18 protein-coding genes and 2 other annotated features are annotated in these 17,148 nt (G+C 38.8%); all 18 genes read right to left on the bottom strand.

All coding sequences use genetic code 11. From position 1 onward, the window contains the following. Nucleotides 1-4: 4 nt before the first annotated feature. The 18 genes from rpoB to epsC (ACQKIM_RS17620) all read right to left on the bottom strand — a co-directional run bounded on the left by rpoB (nt 5) and on the right by epsC (ACQKIM_RS17620) (nt 16,832). Nucleotides 5-3,580 (bottom strand): DNA-directed RNA polymerase subunit beta, encoded by a 3,576-nt coding sequence (rpoB, locus tag ACQKIM_RS17705; RefSeq protein ID WP_427546265.1) that lies wholly within the window; start codon nt 3,578-3,580, stop codon nt 5-7. Between the two features lie 242 nt (nt 3,581-3,822). Beyond that, nucleotides 3,823-4,425: a class I SAM-dependent methyltransferase gene (locus ACQKIM_RS17700; RefSeq protein ID WP_427546263.1), complete on the bottom strand. Its 603-nt coding sequence runs from the start codon at nt 4,423-4,425 to the stop codon at nt 3,823-3,825. A 76-nt stretch (nt 4,426-4,501) separates the two neighbouring features. Further along, on the bottom strand, nt 4,502-4,864 hold the full coding sequence (gene rplL / locus ACQKIM_RS17695; protein ID WP_427546261.1) for a 50S ribosomal protein L7/L12: 363 nt from the start codon (nt 4,862-4,864) through the stop codon (nt 4,502-4,504). Nucleotides 4,865-4,936: 72 nt separating this feature from the next. Further along, nucleotides 4,937-5,437, bottom strand: coding sequence for a 50S ribosomal protein L10 (gene rplJ / locus ACQKIM_RS17690; RefSeq protein ID WP_427546259.1), 501 nt, complete (start codon nt 5,435-5,437; stop codon nt 4,937-4,939). Nucleotides 5,438-5,469: 32 nt separating this feature from the next. Beyond that, nucleotides 5,470-5,616, bottom strand: a sequence feature (ribosomal protein L10 leader region). A 66-nt stretch (nt 5,617-5,682) separates the two neighbouring features. Continuing rightward, on the bottom strand, nt 5,683-6,381 hold the full coding sequence (rplA, locus tag ACQKIM_RS17685; RefSeq protein WP_427546257.1) for a 50S ribosomal protein L1: 699 nt from the start codon (nt 6,379-6,381) through the stop codon (nt 5,683-5,685). A gap of 116 nt (nt 6,382-6,497) precedes the next feature. Beyond that, nucleotides 6,498-6,923 (bottom strand): 50S ribosomal protein L11, encoded by a 426-nt coding sequence (rplK, locus tag ACQKIM_RS17680; protein ID WP_004233593.1) that lies wholly within the window; start codon nt 6,921-6,923, stop codon nt 6,498-6,500. 228 nt (nt 6,924-7,151) lie between these two features. Next, complete coding sequence (gene nusG / locus ACQKIM_RS17675) at nt 7,152-7,685, bottom strand: transcription termination/antitermination protein NusG (protein WP_427546255.1); 534 nt, start codon at nt 7,683-7,685, stop codon at nt 7,152-7,154. A 314-nt stretch (nt 7,686-7,999) separates the two neighbouring features. Beyond that, on the bottom strand, nt 8,000-8,185 hold the full coding sequence (gene secE, locus ACQKIM_RS17670) for a preprotein translocase subunit SecE (protein ID WP_427546253.1): 186 nt from the start codon (nt 8,183-8,185) through the stop codon (nt 8,000-8,002). A gap of 48 nt (nt 8,186-8,233) precedes the next feature. After that, nucleotides 8,234-8,380: a 50S ribosomal protein L33 gene (gene rpmG / locus ACQKIM_RS17665; protein WP_427546251.1), complete on the bottom strand. Its 147-nt coding sequence runs from the start codon at nt 8,378-8,380 to the stop codon at nt 8,234-8,236. A gap of 76 nt (nt 8,381-8,456) precedes the next feature. Further along, on the bottom strand, nt 8,457-9,104 hold the full coding sequence (gene sigH, locus ACQKIM_RS17660; protein WP_286925554.1) for an RNA polymerase sporulation sigma factor SigH: 648 nt from the start codon (nt 9,102-9,104) through the stop codon (nt 8,457-8,459). Nucleotides 9,105-9,172: 68 nt separating this feature from the next. Further along, nucleotides 9,173-9,685, bottom strand: a complete 513-nt coding sequence (locus ACQKIM_RS17655) for an NYN domain-containing protein (RefSeq protein ID WP_427546249.1) — start codon at nt 9,683-9,685, stop codon at nt 9,173-9,175. Between the two features lie 2 nt (nt 9,686-9,687). Then, a complete protein-coding gene (gene rlmB, locus ACQKIM_RS17650; RefSeq protein ID WP_427546247.1) occupies nt 9,688-10,440 on the bottom strand; it encodes a 23S rRNA (guanosine(2251)-2'-O)-methyltransferase RlmB in 753 nt (250 codons plus the stop codon). Beyond that, complete coding sequence (locus tag ACQKIM_RS17645) at nt 10,440-10,880, bottom strand: Mini-ribonuclease 3 (protein WP_427546245.1); 441 nt, start codon at nt 10,878-10,880, stop codon at nt 10,440-10,442. Before ACQKIM_RS17645 ends, rlmB begins: the two co-directional genes overlap by 1 nt. Next, nucleotides 10,865-12,265, bottom strand: a complete 1,401-nt coding sequence (gene cysS / locus ACQKIM_RS17640) for a cysteine--tRNA ligase (RefSeq protein WP_427546243.1) — start codon at nt 12,263-12,265, stop codon at nt 10,865-10,867. Before cysS ends, ACQKIM_RS17645 begins: the two co-directional genes overlap by 16 nt. A 38-nt stretch (nt 12,266-12,303) precedes the next feature. Beyond that, the gene (epsC, locus tag ACQKIM_RS17635; protein ID WP_427546241.1) at nt 12,304-12,912 is read right to left on the bottom strand and encodes a serine O-acetyltransferase EpsC; all 609 of its coding nucleotides are present in this window, start codon (nt 12,910-12,912) and stop codon (nt 12,304-12,306) included. 537 nt (nt 12,913-13,449) lie between these two features. After that, nucleotides 13,450-13,671, bottom strand: a binding site (T-box leader). Between the two features lie 50 nt (nt 13,672-13,721). Then, on the bottom strand, nt 13,722-15,182 hold the full coding sequence (gene gltX / locus ACQKIM_RS17630; RefSeq protein WP_427546239.1) for a glutamate--tRNA ligase: 1,461 nt from the start codon (nt 15,180-15,182) through the stop codon (nt 13,722-13,724). Between the two features lie 90 nt (nt 15,183-15,272). Further along, nucleotides 15,273-15,749, bottom strand: a complete 477-nt coding sequence (ispF, locus tag ACQKIM_RS17625; RefSeq protein WP_286925548.1) for a 2-C-methyl-D-erythritol 2,4-cyclodiphosphate synthase — start codon at nt 15,747-15,749, stop codon at nt 15,273-15,275. A 141-nt stretch (nt 15,750-15,890) separates the two neighbouring features. Further along, on the bottom strand, nt 15,891-16,832 hold the full coding sequence (gene epsC, locus ACQKIM_RS17620) for a serine O-acetyltransferase EpsC (protein ID WP_427546236.1): 942 nt from the start codon (nt 16,830-16,832) through the stop codon (nt 15,891-15,893). Between the last annotated feature and the right edge of the window lie 316 nt (nt 16,833-17,148).

The following is a 17,148-nucleotide window of genomic DNA, read 5'->3' as shown; positions in this document are numbered from 1 at the left end:
TTAATTATTCAAATGACTCTACTGGCTCTTCTTCTTTATCTACATTTGGTGCAATGTTAAGAGCATCAGCTGGCTGAAGATCTTCTTCTTCGTCTAAATCACGAAGCTCTACTTCTTCATCATTGATTGTTAACATTTTTACATCCATACCTAGAGATTGAAGTTCTTTAATCAATACTTTGAATGATTCAGGAACGCCTGGCTCTGGTACACTTTCACCCTTAACGATGGCTTCGTATGTTTTCACACGACCAACAACATCATCGGATTTAACTGTTAAGATTTCTTGAAGTGTGTAAGCAGCACCGTATGCTTCAAGTGCCCATACCTCCATCTCACCAAAGCGTTGTCCACCGAACTGTGCTTTACCACCAAGCGGTTGTTGGGTTACAAGTGAATAAGGCCCTGTTGAACGTGCGTGAAGTTTATCATCAACCATGTGAGCAAGTTTAATCATATACATGATACCTACTGATACACGGTTATCGAACGGTTCACCTGAACGTCCATCATACAGGATTGTTTTACCATCACGATTCATGCCAGCCTCTTCCATTGTTTCCCAAACATCTTCCTCGTTGGCACCATCGAATACTGGTGTTGCCATATGAACGCCTAGGTAACGGGAAGCCATACCTAAGTGTAGTTCTAAAACTTGTCCGATATTCATACGAGATGGTACACCAAGTGGATTTAACATAATATCGACAGGCGTTCCATCTGGCATGAATGGCATATCTTCTTCTGGTAAGATACGAGAGATAACCCCTTTATTACCGTGACGTCCGGCCATTTTATCCCCAACACGTATTTTACGTTTTTGAACAATGTAAGCACGAACTAATTGGTTAACACCTGGTGGTAATTCATCGCCATCTTCACGATTAAATACCTTCACGTCAAGAATAATACCGCCTGCACCATGTGGTACACGTAACGAAGTATCACGAACTTCACGCGCTTTTTCACCGAAGATCGCATGTAATAAGCGTTCTTCTGCTGTTAATTCTGTAACCCCTTTAGGCGTTACTTTACCAACAAGAATATCACCATCACGTACCTCAGCACCGATGCGGATGATTCCACGTTCGTCTAAATTACGAAGTGCATCTTCCCCAACGTTTGGAATATCACGTGTGATTTCTTCAGGTCCTAATTTTGTATCACGAGACTCTGATTCATATTCTTCAATATGAACAGATGTATAAACATCGTCTTTTACAAGGCGTTCGCTCATAATAACAGCATCCTCATAGTTAAAGCCATTCCATGTCATGAACGCAACAAGTACGTTACGACCAAGAGCAAGTTCGCCTTTTTCCATAGAAGGACCATCTGCTAAAATATCACGAGGCTTCACACGTTCCCCAACTTTAACAAGTGGACGTTGGTTGTATGAAGTACCTTGGTTTGAACGAATGAATTTTTGTAATTTATATTTTGTTAAATCGCCTTTAACCTCTTTACCTTCAACGACTTCAATTCGGCGAACATGGATAGAGCGAGCTTCGACATGCTCAACGATACCGTCATATTTCGCCACGACAGCCGCACCTGAGTCACGCGCATCAACATGTTCCATACCAGTACCAACGAATGGTGCTTCTGGGTTAAGTAGAGGAACCGCTTGACGTTGCATGTTGGCACCCATAAGTGCACGGTTAGAGTCATCGTTTTCTAAGAACGGGATACATGCAGTCGCAGCCGAAACTACTTGTTTTGGTGAAACGTCCATGTAGTCCATTTGCGCTTTATTGAATACTGTATTATCCCCACGGAAACGGCCTACTACTTCGTCATTCGCAAATGTACCATCAGGATTTAATGGTGAGTTTGCTTGTGCTACATAGTAGTTGTCTTCTTCGTCAGCTGTTAAGTAATCAATTTGATCTGTTACTTTACCTGTTTCATGATCAATACGACGATAAGGTGTTTCAATGAATCCAAATTTATTAACTTTGGCAAATGAAGATAATGAGTTAATTAAACCAATGTTTGGACCCTCTGGCGTTTCAATTGGACACATACGCCCATAGTGAGAATAGTGAACGTCACGCACTTCGAAACCTGCGCGCTCACGTGTTAAACCACCAGGCCCTAATGCGGAAAGACGGCGTTTATGTGTTAACTCTGCCAATGGGTTTGTTTGGTCCATGAATTGTGATAATTGAGAGCTACCGAAGAACTCTTTAATTGACGCAATTACTGGACGAATATTAATTAATTGCTGTGGCACAATAGCAGCTGTATCATTAATGGACATACGCTCTCGTACTACACGCTCCATACGAGATAAACCGATTCGGAATTGATTTTGTAATAACTCCCCAACCGAGCGCAGACGACGATTGCCTAAGTGGTCAATATCATCTGTAGCCCCTACATGGTACAGTAAGTTAAAGAAGTAACTTACAGAAGCTAATACATCAGCAGGCGTGATATTTTTCACTTCCTCATCAATATACGCATTACCAATAATATTGATTTCTTTTTGTGCTTCATCTTTAGGTGCATAAATTTTAATAGATTGGATTGTTACATCATCTTCAAGCACTCCACCAACTTGTGATAAAGCACGGTAACCAATACCTTTAGATGAATCCTCAAGGAAAGGTAAGATTTTATCTAACGTACGACGATCAAGAACTGTACCCTTCTCTACTAAAATTTCGCCTGTTTCTGGGTCTACAAGCGTTTCAGCAATCGTTTGGTTAAATAAACGATTTTTAATATGAAGCTTTTTATTCATTTTATAGCGACCAACATTCGCTAAATCATAGCGTTTTGCATCGAAGAAGCGAGAGTATAATAAGCTCTTTGCACTTTCAACTGTTGGCGGCTCACCTGGACGTAAACGTTCATAGATTTCTAAAAGCGCTTTTTCAGTACTTTCAGAGTTATCCTTTTCTAACGTATTACGTAAATACTCGTTATCACCAATAATATCGATAATTTCTTGGTCTGAACCAAACCCTAATGCACGAAGTAACACTGTTACTGGTAGCTTACGAGTACGATCGATACGTACATACACTACATCCTTTGCATCAGTTTCATATTCTAACCACGCACCGCGGTTCGGAATAACTGTAGCTCCAAAACCTTTTTTACCGTTTTTATCAGTTTTATCATGGAAATACACACTCGGTGATCGGACTAATTGTGAAACGATTACACGTTCAGCACCATTGATAATGAACGTACCTGTTTCAGTCATTAATGGGAAATCACCCATGAATACATCTTGTTCTTTCACTTCGTCTGTTTCTTTGTTATAAAGACGTACTTTCACACGTAATGGAGCTGCGTAAGTAACATCTCGCTCTTTACACTCATCGACTTCATACTTAGGATCTCCTAATGAATAATCAATGAATTCTAATGAAAGATTGCCTGTAAAGTCCTCGATCGGCGAAATGTCACGGAACATTTCACGTAAACCTTCTTCAAGGAACCACTCGTAAGACGCCGTTTGAATCTCAATCAGATTTGGAAGCTCAAGCACCTCTTTAATACGCGCAAAGCTTCTACGCTGGCGGTGTTGTCCATACTGAACTAGTTGACCTGTCAACTCATTCACCCCTCAATAAAGCGATATTAGGTCTTTGCAAAATCATACAAATAGTGTATGATTTCGAAAGACAAAAAGAAAACGAGTCTTCAAAAAGATCTCATTTTCGGTTAACTAAACTTATCTTGGCAAGTATACCCATATTAAAACAATCATATACAAAAAGGGCACACGACCTCAAAATAATATTTTTGCATTGTATCATATTATCATAGCCAATTTGTCAAGTCAATATTTTATACATATTTCATTTATTTTTTTGCACATACTATCCAATACCCTTTTTTCTTCTCCACAACATCGACTTCAGAAAATTTTTCTTCTAAGTAACTTACTGTTGATGGCGCACCTTGTTTTTTCTGAATTACTACCCACAGCTCACCAGATGACACTAACTTATCGTAAGCTCCATCGTAAAAACGGAAAATGGTTTCTTTTCCTGCGCGAATTGGAGGATTGGTTAAAATAGCTGCGGCTTTTACATCCTTGTCAACCATCGATAGTCCGTCACTCACAAATATCCGTACATTTTGAACACCGTTTACTTGCGCATTTTTTTGTGAGAGTGCAACTGCACGCTCGTTTATATCCATCATAAAAACAGTACGATCTGGATTTGCTTTGGCAATCGATAAACCGATTGGTCCATACCCACACCCCACATCAAAAATTGCACCATCAATATCAGGCATTTGAAAAGCATCTATTAACACACGGGATCCAAAATCTACTTCGCTTTTACTAAAAACACCTGCATCCGTCTCAAAGGAAAACGAATGTCCCAATAATTTGAATGTCCAGTGGCGAGGTTTACTTTCAGCTTGAGGCTTATTTGTATAATAGTGATCTGCCATTTTCACGCCTCCTCAGAATGAAGAAAAAAGCTCGCCAAAATGACGAGCTTTCCTTTTGTTAAAAAGTAACGCGAGATTACTTAACTTCTACAGAAGCGCCAACTTCTTCAAGTTTAGCCTTGATTTCATCAGCTTCATTTTTAGAGATGCCTTCTTTAAGAGCTTTAGGAGCGTTATCAACTACTTCTTTAGCTTCTTTAAGACCTAAACCAGTGATTTCACGAACCACTTTGATTACTTTGATTTTTTCTGCACCAGCAGATGCTAATACTACATCAAATTCTGTTTTTTCTTCAGCAGCGCCAGCAGCACCACCAGCAACTACAGCTACAGGAGCTGCAGCTGTTACACCGAATTCTTCTTCGATAGCTTTTACTAAATCGTTTAATTCAAGAACTGTCATAGCTTTGATAGCTTCTAAGATTTGCTCTTTATTCATTATAATTTCCTCCTAAATTGGATAGTATTTGTTTTTGCGGTTTAAGCCGCAGAAGTAATGATGCGTTTAAAATTATGCACCTTGTTCTTCTTTTTGTTCTGCAACAGCTTTTGTTGCAAGTGCGAAGTTACGCACTGGAGCTTGAAGTACAGATAAAAGCATTGAAAGAAGACCTTCGCGTGATGGAAGTTCTGCAAGTGCTTTAACATCTTCAACTGAAGAAACAGTACCTTCGATAATACCTGCTTTAATTTCTAAAGCGTCATTTTTCTTTGCGAACTCGTTGATGATTTTAGCAGGAGCTATTACATCTTCATTTGAGAACGCAATTGCGTTAGGACCAACTAATACGTCGTTGATTCCTTCAAGACCAGCAGCTTCAGTAGCACGACGAGTTAATGTATTTTTGTATACTTTGAACTCAACGCCAGCTTCACGAAGTTGTTTACGAAGCTCTGTCACTTGTGCAACATTAAGACCACGGTAATCCACAACTACTACAGAAGCAGCGTTTTGGAATTTTTCAGTAATCTCTTGAACTTGTACTTGTTTGTTTTCGATTGCTTTGCTCATTATGACACCTCCTATAAGAATGGGTCATTTATACCGACAAAAGAAAAGCCTCTGGGTCAAAATAGACACAGAGGCTGAAAGTCATCATCTTTAAATAAGAATCCGAATTCCGATGTCCTCGGTAGGAACATTAAGTGACAAGTCACTCCTACTGTCTACGGTACAAATGGATGATTCACAACAGCAAACATCATATCATAGATACAAGTTCACTGTCAATATATTTATATGAAAAGTTAGATTGATTATTTTACCACTACGTTAGAAGCATCGATTTTAACAGCTGGACCCATTGTAGTTGTAACGTTTACAGATTTCATGTAAGTACCTTTAGCAGCTGCAGGCTTTGCTTTTTGTACTACATCAAATACAGTTAAGAAGTTTTCTACTAATTTATCTGCTGCAAAAGAAACTTTACCAATTGGAGCGTGGATGATACCAGCTTTATCAGCACGGTATTCTACTTTACCAGCTTTAATTTCTTCGATTGCTTTTGTTACATCAAAAGTAACTGTACCAGTTTTAGGGTTTGGCATTAAGCCTTTTGGTCCTAAAACGCGACCAAGTTTACCAACTTCACCCATCATGTCAGGTGTTGCTACGATTACATCGAAATCAAACCAACCTTGTTGGATCTTTTGGATGTACTCTGCATCGCCTACATAATCAGCACCAGCTGCTTCAGCTTCTTTAAGTTTTTCGCCTTTAGCAAATACTAATACGCGTTGAGTTTTACCAGTACCGTTTGGTAGTACTACAGCACCACGGATTTGTTGGTCGTTTTTACGAGTATCAATACCTAGACGGAAAGCAACTTCTACAGTAGCGTCGAAGTTTACTGTGCTAGTTTTTTGAGCAAGTTCAATTGCCTCTTGTGCGCTGTAAAGTGTGTTACGATCGATTAATTTTGCTGCATCTTGCAGTTTTTTACCTTTTTTAGCCATTATATAATTCCTCCTTGATTGTGGTTGTAGCGGATTTTACCTCCCACGAATAAAGGTTGCGCGTTCACAAAGAAACTTCGCAACCTTCCAAAAAACAAAACATCAAGTAACAGGGATTAGTCTTCGATAACAATTCCCATGCTTCGTGCAGTACCTTCAACCATTAACATAGCAGCTTCTACTGAAGCAGCGTTAAGGTCTGGCATTTTAGTTTCAGCGATTTCGCGAACTTTATCACGTTTAACCGTTGCCACTTTTTTACGGTTTGGTTCACCAGATCCAGATTGGATACCAGCTGCTACTTTAAGTAGAACTGCTGCAGGTGGAGTTTTTGTAATGAAAGTGAAAGAACGGTCTTCGAATACTGAAATTTCAACTGGAATAATAAGACCAGCTTGATCAGCCGTACGCGCATTGAATTCTTTACAGAATCCCATGATATTCACACCTGCTTGACCTAATGCAGGACCAACCGGTGGAGCTGGATTTGCTTTACCAGCAGGGATTTGAAGTTTTACAACTTTAATAACTTTTTTAGCCACGAGACACACCTCCTTAAGTCCGTGATGTGGTAATTGGGTTGCCCCTCCCACTCAATATCTGTCTGTCAGCTAAGTGCCGATAACATTAAAATTATCATTGCAGACGCCAAAACAAAGTATGACAGTCTGACCTATGAAATGATACCACTTTTAATTTTTTTAAGCAAGTAGTAATTTACAAAATCTGCGAAACTTACATCTAAGTATTTTACAATGCGGTTTCTCACATTAGATTTTCTTTATTTGTTCAAAACTTAGCTCCATAATTGTTTCACGACCAAACATATCAACAGTCACTTTCACTTTTCCTTTTTCGGTGTCAATTTCTTCAACACGTCCTTGGAAGTGTGCAAAAGGCCCTTCCAATACTTCGACAGCCTCTCCCACCGAAATATCTACTTCAACAACTTTTTCAGACATACCCATTTGTTGTAGCAGACGATCCGCTTCTTCCGGTAATAAAGGTGTTGGTTTTGCACCACCGCCCGACGAACCGATAAAGCCCGTTACACCTGGTGTATTACGTACAACATACCAAGAGTCATCCGTCATGATTAGTTCTACTAATACATATCCCGGAAAGACTTTACGCATCATTGTACGTTTTTTTCCATCCTTCATTTCTGTTTCCTCATGTTCAGGCACGATTACACGGAAAATCTTATCTTGCATCCCCATTGTTTCAACACGTTTTTCTAGGTTTGCTTTTACACGATTTTCATACCCTGAATACGTATGAACAACATACCAATTTTTCTCCATAACTACTAGGACTTCTCGTCCGTCCCTCCCTTACAAATAAAAGTGAAAATGAATCGCAAAATGCTAAAGCACCCATCACTCTTTTCACAAACTACTCATTTAGAAAAACATAGCTTTCGCTAATAGCTAGCGAAAGCCTGATGATATATACCGAAACTAGCATAGTCATCTATAGCTACGCTCATACTCTCACTCGTAGCCTACTTAATCATAATGAGAATATTTTACTGCTGTTTACTTCATAAAACAAACGAAAAAACCCGTTATTGCATTGGACGGGCTATTTCAGAAGTATTAACATGCTATTTACTAAATTATAAATCTAAGTACCAGCGGAATAATGATGAAATACCTAGGTCTACTAACACAAAAAATAAAGCCATAATTACAACAGTTGAAATTACAACGACTGTATATTTCGTCAGTTCTTTACTTTTTGGCCAGCTTGTTTTGCGCATTTCCGACATTACATTGCTCAAAAAGTCTTTAATTTTGCCCATTCTAGCCTAACCTCCGAATCAATCATATCTGTCTATTTACAAGTTACTTTATAGCGTTTGTTTATGCACTGTATGTTCATTGCAATGCGAGCAAAATTTCTTTAATTCGAGGCGTACAGTTGAGCCTTCTTTAGCTGGTAACGTGTAATTTCTCGACCCGCATTTTCCACAATTTAACACGACTTTTTTTGCCATATAATCACCTTTTCGGCACTTTGTCTTTTAAAGACTACCACCTAAAATTGCCCATGTCAACAAAGGTATGCAATCGTTAGGACATTTCCTCGAGGACTAAATGCCTCTCTAATTTACGCTTTACTCTTTGCAGTGCATTGTCAATGGACTTCACATGGCGATTTAATTTAGCAGAAATCTCATGATAAGATTGTCCATCTAAGTATAAAGCTAGTACTTGTAATTCTAGTTCACTTAAAATCTCACTCATCTTTTCTTCTAAATAGCCAAACTCTTCTCTATGAATCATCAATTCTTCTGGATCATCCATAATAGCGCCTGTTAACACATCCATTAACGTGCGATCTGATTCTTCATCAAAAATCGGCTTGTCCAAGGATACATAAGAATTAAGTGGAATATGTTTTTGTCTAGTTGCAGTTTTAATCGCTGTAATAATTTGCCTTGTAATACACAGCTCAGCAAATGCTCTAAAAGAAGCCAGCTTATCTCCTTTAAAATCTCGTATCGCTTTATACAAGCCAATCATACCTTCTTGCACAATGTCTTCCTTATCTGCTCCAATTAAAAAATAGGATCTTGCCTTCGCTCTTACTAATAAACGGTATTTTGTAATTAAATAATCTAACGCATCTGTATTACCTTGATGCACCATTTCAATAAGTTCTTCATCATTGAATCGTTCAAAATCTTGTGTCACTTGTACAATGCTATTTTTAAACATGGTATCACCTCAGCCACAACAGATAATTAGGAACAGTATAACGGAATTGGAAAATATGCGTCAATCAATCATTTCAAACCACGTCGCCATTTTTCAAAGGCTAATGCAACATCTGGCTTTAATTCTATGCGAGAAGGCGGTTTGGTATCTTGTTTCCGCTTTACATCATGTGAAATTTTTTGTTGGATAATGCCCATATCAATTTCGAGCTCTCTTGCGGATTTTCGTAAAGCACCATTACCAAAAATAACGCTTTGCTCCGCCATATCAGAAGTTGCTACATAGATTTGAACATTTCTAGCCTTTAATTCATGTGTCATTTTTTCAATACGTTCATCTGCTGTTTCGTTTTTCCGTGTATAAATGACTTCCACATCATTTTCTATATAAGATTGCTCCACACCTGGTACAAGATGTGCATCAAAAACGATAATGACACGCCATCCCATTGCTGCCTTATACTCGGCCATCAATTCACTCAATCTTCTACGCGCATCTGCAAAATTCGCATCACGTAAAGGCCGCAGCTCTTTCCAAGCCCCAATCATATTATAGCCGTCAACAAGCAAAATGTTTTTCATGCCTACTCAATCGCTTCTTGACGTTTACGATACACTTCGTACATTAAGAGTGCAGCAGCTACTGATGCATTTAGTGATGTGACATGCCCAACCATGGGTAGATGGTACAAAAAGTCACATTTCTCTTTTAGCAGGCGACCCATTCCCTTGCCTTCACTACCAATAATAATCGCAAGCGGTAATGTAGCATCCATTTTTCGATAGTCTGCAGAACCCTTTGCATCTGTACCAGCTATCCATACACCTCGTTCTTTAAGTTCATCGACTGTCTGAGCAAGGTTATTCACACGTACTACAGGTACATGCTCAATAGCTCCTGTCGAAGCCTTTGCCACCACTGCCGTTAAGCTTACTGAACGACGCTTTGGTATTATAATCCCATGTGCTCCTATCGCATCCGCAGTTCGCATAATAGAACCTAGATTATGGGGGTCCTCCAGCTCATCTAATATTAAAAAAAATGGATCCTCCTGTTTATTTACTGCTGCAGCAAATAAATCCTCTAGCTCTGCATATTTATATGCTGCAACGGAGGCAACAATTCCTTGGTGATTAGCATCTGATAATTGATCAACCTTTTTTTTCGGGACAAATTGAACAATGACACCACGTTCTCGTGCTAAATCAAGTAATTCATTTACGCCTGATTTTTTCACACCTTCTGCAATCCATACTTTATTCATATCACGGCCTGAACGAAGTGCTTCTAACACTGGGTTTTTACCGGCAATTATTTCACCATTTTGCTCTGCCATTATTTCGACACTCCTTTCGATTCCTCGATTATTTGAATAGCGTATGCAATAATTTCATAAACGCGTTCTAGTTCATTTAACAAATACAAACTTCCAAGCACTGCCTCAAAACCTGAGCTATTACGATAAGTTTGAACATCTGTATTTTTTGGCACAGAGCCGGATTTGGCATTGCGTCCGCGACGGAACACAGCCAATTCCTCCTCTGTTAAAAAGCTTTCCTCTATCATCCGATGAACAATCATAGATTGCGCTTTTGCTGACACATAATGTGTGGCTTCTTTATGAAGCGTGTTTGGTTTGACACGGCCAGCGCGTAGTAAATGCTCACGAACCTTTTGTTCTAAAACGGCATCTCCCATATAGGCTAACGCTAGCGCATTCAATTGTTTAACATCTTTGTTACGGAGTTTATCCAAGTTACTTACCCTCGTTTCCATCTAGTTCCTTGTCGCGTATCTTCTAAAATGATACCTTGTGCTTGCAAATGGTCACGAATTTCATCTGAACGGGCAAAATCACGGTTTTTACGTGCCTCTACACGCTCTTGTAAAAGGGCTTCAATTTCTTCATCTAACAGCTCTTCTTCTTTAGCAAATTCAATACCTAAGACGTCACCTAGCGCCTCAAAAGTTTCCATAAAATGCGATAATACTTTTTCATTAGTGTTTGTTTCATTTAAATAAATATTAGCAATACGGGCTAATTCAAACAATACAGAAATACCATTGGCTGTATTAAAATCATCATCCATTGCTTCTTCAAAATGAGCTTTTTGTTCCTCAATTTTTTCAAGCCATTGTTCTGAATGATCACCTAAGCTAGCAGTAGCTGTTAATCGATGCTTGATATTGTTGTAAGCAGTTAGGATTCGTTCTAATCCAGTTGCAGCAGCATCCACTAAATCTTTTGAAAAGTTAATTGGGTGACGATAGTGCACAGAAAGCATAAAGAATCTTAAAATTTGTGGGTTAATTTGTTTGCGGATATCATTGACAAGTATAAAATTCCCTAGAGATTTGGACATCTTTTCATTGTCAATATTAATATACCCATTGTGCATCCAATAACGCGCAAATGTTTTATCATTATGAGCTTCAGATTGAGCAATTTCATTTTCATGATGTGGGAATGTTAAATCTTGGCCACCAGCATGAATATCAATTGTATCTCCCAGATGCTCTCTAGCCATTACAGAGCACTCTATATGCCAGCCAGGACGACCTTTTCCCCATGGACTCTCCCAGTAAATTTCACCTGGTTTAACAGCTTTCCATAAAGCAAAATCTAATGCATCGTCTTTCTTCTCACCAGCTTCAATACGAGCACCGATTTTTAAATCATCAACTGATTGATGGGACAATTTACCGTACCCATTAAATTTACGCGTTCGATAGTACACATCACCAGCAGACTCATAAGCATAACCCTTATCCATTAACACCTGAATGAATTCAATGATATCATCCATATGCTCTGTAACGCGTGGATGCACGTCAGCTTTTTTACAGCCTAAAGCTATAACATCTTCAAAATATGCGTTAATAAAGCGCTCTGTTAATTCATGAACTTCTTCACCTAGCTCGTTAGCAGCCTTTATAATTTTGTCATCTACATCTGTGAAATTTGATACAAACTTCACATCATACCCTTTGTACTGAAAATATCGGCGTACTGTATCATAGACAATTACAGGTCGTGAATTCCCAATATGAATATAGTTATAAACCGTGGGACCACAAACGTACATTTTCACTTTGCCTTCTTCTAGCGGTACGAAAGGTTCTTTTTGTCGTGTTAATGAGTTAAAGATTTGTATACTCATCGTGTTTCTCTCTCCTTTTGTAAGCGTTCGATCTCTTGTTACAAGGTAGCAATCTGCTTCTCGAAAACTTGACAACGTTCTTCTACTAAATCAGGTATATTTTGATGGTCAAGTTTTTTCTCTAGACGAATTCCATCCTTAATCACTATTTTACCAGGTATACCGACAACTGTAGCATTTGGTGGCACTTCTTTTAAAACAACTGAGCCTGCGCCAATTTTACTATTCTCACCAATTGTAATCGAGCCTAATACTTTTGCGCCTGTTGCCACAAGTACATTATCCTCTAATGTCGGATGACGTTTTCCTTTTTCTTTACCTGTACCGCCTAAAGTCACACCTTGATATAAAGTTACATTATCGCCAATTTCACATGTTTCACCAATCACAACGCCCATCCCATGATCTATGAAGAAACGTCGACCAATCTTCGCCCCAGGATGAATTTCAATTCCAGTGAAGAAGCGACTAATTTGTGAAATGGTACGGGCTATAAAATAAAAACGCTTTTTAAAGAACCAGTGAGCAACTCGATGCGCCCAAGTAGCGTGCAGCCCCGAATATGTTAGCACAACTTCAAGCACACTGCGCGCAGCTGGATCATTTTCAAAAATGGTTTCTACATCTTCCTTCATTCTTTTAAACACAAAAAACTCCCCCTTTTCTTTTTGATCTGCCTTGATCCTTTGAAATTTTCACATAATCAACTGCATCCTTGGACTTTGAAATACTGTGCTGATGTTGATTGTTCTACAGAGTTAACTAGGATGCGAAGATTTTTAGGCTAACATCCTTTTATTCATTCCTTTGAAAATCCGTGACATCCGCCAGAGGCTTTGGGCCAACATATGTTTTTTGTGCGAAAGCGTAGTGCTAACGTAGCGGCAGCAACATATGTTGAGCACTCAGTCGTGTGTTGCTGCCGCTTCGCTTTCGCACAGATAAATTGCCACAGGACGTGGCTTTCTTAGACTGAGTTCCTCTATTTCAGTTGGTGTTTGGACACCCACTGAAAAGGAAACAAAACTGCATTCATCTCACCACCTGTAGAGGTGGGAGTCTTCTGTATCTGCCGCTGCCGCTATGCTTACACGCATAAAACATCTGCCGCTATGCTTTCGATACAAAAAACATTTGCTGAATGAAGATAAATAAAAAACGTCCCCATCATTCCCATAAGGAATGACAGAGACGCTAAATTTAAATTGCGCGGTTCCACTCTGATTGAAGGCATAGCCCTCCACTCTGGACGTTCTGTAACGGGAACGAATCGATAAAGCCTACTATTGTTCAGCCTTATGCTCAAAGGTGCATTTCAGTTTTGCCTAGGCTCAGACCACTTTCAGCCGGTGATGGTCCTCTCTTTAGAGCATGCGCCACTTACTTCTCCTTATCAACGCTTTCTCAATGTAAATTCATTTTACAACGAACTAATAAATTGTCAATAAAATTCTATTTATTGCGCAAATTTTTCTACACGGTCAATTGCTTTCTCTTTACCAATTAAACAAATAGCATTTGGTAGCTCTGGGCCGTGAGTTTCTCCAGTTGTGACAACACGGATTGGCATAAATAAATTTTTACCTTTATGACCCGTCGCTTTTTGCACAACTTTAATAGCAGCTTTTACTGCATCTGGTGTAAATTCTTCTAGCTCTTCAAGCTGTGACTTAAATGCTGCCATGACCTCAGGTACTTGCTCACCTGCTAAAACAGCTTTTGCTTCTTCATCATATTCAATATGATCGTTAAAGAATAGGCTGGATAAATCTACTATTTCAGCACCAAAGCTCATTTGGTCATGATACAGTGCAATTAAATCTGTTGCCCATGCATGTTGTTCTGGTGTCAGCTCTTCTGGTAATAAGCCGGCTTTCTGTAAGTGCGGTAAAGATAATACCACCACTTCTTCTAAAGATAATTTTTTAATGTATTGGTTATTCATCCATGTAAGTTTTTGCTTATCAAACATTGATGGTGATTTTGACAGACGTTTCTCATCAAAGATTTTAATAAATTCTTCTTTGGAGAAAATCTCATCTTCTCCTTCTGGAGACCAGCCAAGTAATGCAAAGAAATTAAACATTGCCTCAGGAAGGTAGCCTAAATCTTTATATTGCGTTACGAATTGAATAATGGATTCATCACGTTTTGATAATTTTTTACGGTTTTCATTAATGATCAATGTCATATGGCCAAAGCTTGGATACTCCCAGCCAAATGCATCAAAAATCATCATTTGTTTTGGTGTGTTAGATAAATGCTCTTCGCCTCGGAAAACATGAGAGATTTCCATGAAGTGATCATCTAGAACTACAGCATAGTTATATGTTGGAATACCGTTTGCTTTAACAATTACCCAGTCACCAATATCTTTTGATTCAAATGTAACTTGTCCACGTACTAAATCCTCAAACTCATAAGTTACATTCTCAGGTACACGCATACGTATTGTATAAGTTTCACCAGCAGCCTCTTTAGCAGCAACTTCCTCTGCTGATAAATGACGACAAGTACCGTCATACGTTGGTGCAGCTACTCCTCGTGCCTTTTGCTCTTCACGAGATGCTTCTAATTTTTCAGAAGAACAGAAGCATTTATAAGCTACGCCCTGCTCTAAAAGCTTTTCAGCATGCTCTTTATAAATATCAAGACGCTCCATTTGACGATAAGGTGCGTATGGTCCACCAATATCGATGGATTCATCGTATTCAATACCTAACCATTTTAGGTTATCTAGCTGAGACGCTTCTCCGCCCTCTACATTACGCTCAATATCTGTATCCTCAATACGTACGATGAATTTACCGTTATGATGTTTTGCATATAAATAATTGAATAACGCTGTACGCGCACCACCGATATGTAAGTAACCAGTAGGGGATGGCGCGTAACGAACACGAACTTCTTTCGCCATAATTAAAAGCCTCCTAAATTTTCGATCAAAAATTGATTTTGTTCATTTTACCACTCTGCTACAGGAAATAAAAGCGCTGATAGCCTGCTTTTACTTCTTAATCAATAGAATTGTCGCCATTGCGGCAATCCCTTCCTCACGACCTGTAAAACCTAATCGTTCAGTTGTTGTCGCCTTGACATTAACTTGTGAGGGCTCTGCGTTCAACAATTCCGCAATACGATTTTGCATTTGCTCAATATACGGTGCCATTTTAGGTCGCTGCGCCATGATAGTGCAATCAACATTACCTAGAACATACCCTTTATCCTCAACAATTTTCCAGATGTGCTCTAATAATTTTGCTGAATCTGCATCTTTAAATGCAGGGTCTGTATCTGGAAAGTGTCGACCAATATCTCCTTCTCCAATAGCCCCTAATGCTGCATCTGTTACAGTATGTAATAAAACATCTGCGTCAGAATGGCCTACTAGCCCTTTTTCATGAGGAATTGTTATACCTCCGATAATTAATGGACGTCCTTCTTCAAATGCGTGTACGTCAAATCCTTGTCCAACTCGAAACATATTCATCTTCCTTTAATTAATATTTATCATTATCATATCAAAGTTTGCCAAAGGGTGTTTGAAAAGCGCTTTAATAATTATCCTCCTCTAGCAGTAATGGGCAGTTTAGAAAGCTATACTCCCTAGACTGCCCAACGTTTTTTAAATATGATACTCTATATTTTTCATTTGACTATTGCTAATATTCGGTGATGGCTGTGAATTATAAACACGCGAATAAGGGGGAACAGAATGTGTTAGCCAAATATTGCTCCCTAAGACGGAATCATGCCCAATCGTCGTCTCGCCCCCTAAAATCGTAGCACCAGCATAAATGACAACATTGTCCGCAATATTCGGATGACGCTTAATGCCCTTAATCGGATTACCATTTTCATCTAATGGGAAGCTTAATGCACCTAATGTTACACCTTGATAAATTTTCACATTCTTTCCGATAGCACAAGTTTCACCTATGACGACACCTGTTCCGTGGTCAATAAAGAATGATTCCCCTATGGTAGCCCCCGGATGAATATCGATACCAGTTAACCGATGCGCATATTCTGACATAATACGAGGTACAATTTGTACGCCCATCTCATATAGCTCATGCGCGATTCGGTGAATATAAACAGCCACAATAGATGGATAGCTTAGCAAAATTTCTTCTGTGGAAAGAGCTGCTGGGTCACCATTATATGCCGCTTGAATATCTGTTTGTAAAACTTGGCGAATGGCAGGAAACCGATTAATCAAATCCATAACAATTTTATCTGCTTGTTCACGACAATACTTCTCGCAATTGGCAGGATCACGGTCCTCCATATTATAAAACAATACTTTTTCGATAATATCCCGTAAATCTAATGCTGTTTCACGCAGCTTATTACTGCAAACTACATTCACCCTTGTTTCATCAATAGGCTTTACCGTAAAAATGCCCGGAAACAGTACTTCATGAAAATTATCTATTATTTTAAAAACACTATCTCGTCCAACAAAGCCTATTGAATTGTCAACGTCGATGTACTGTTTATTTATACTAGTTAATGAACCTGTAATTTCTGGAACCTTTTGATTTAACCATTCATTTAATGACACAATAAACACCCCTCACATCTTTTTCATCTATTCTATTACCTTATTAAACATATATCCACTATTTCATTTTACACGTAAAAATCCCTTTCTTGATCGTTTTGAAACTCTTAGTATACAAGGAGTCACGCTGACTCCACTCCAATCAACAAGTATTTTATTAAAATGTCATCCCTAACTTTTGATGATGATCCATATTATGTAATATATCCTGAGCACAAAAATGTCTTTTTCAAAGGGTATACTTAGACACAGCGAAGGTTTTTCATCAAAATTTCATCGAGTTCATTTTTCTTATTCACCCAAAAATATAATTGAG

This window comes from Lysinibacillus sp. NPDC047702, from assembly GCF_050272555.1.
Classification (GTDB): domain Bacteria; phylum Bacillota; class Bacilli; order Bacillales_A; family Planococcaceae; genus Lysinibacillus.
The sequence above is the reverse complement of the archived record's forward strand: the minus strand, read 5'-3'. Positions and strand labels throughout refer to the sequence as shown.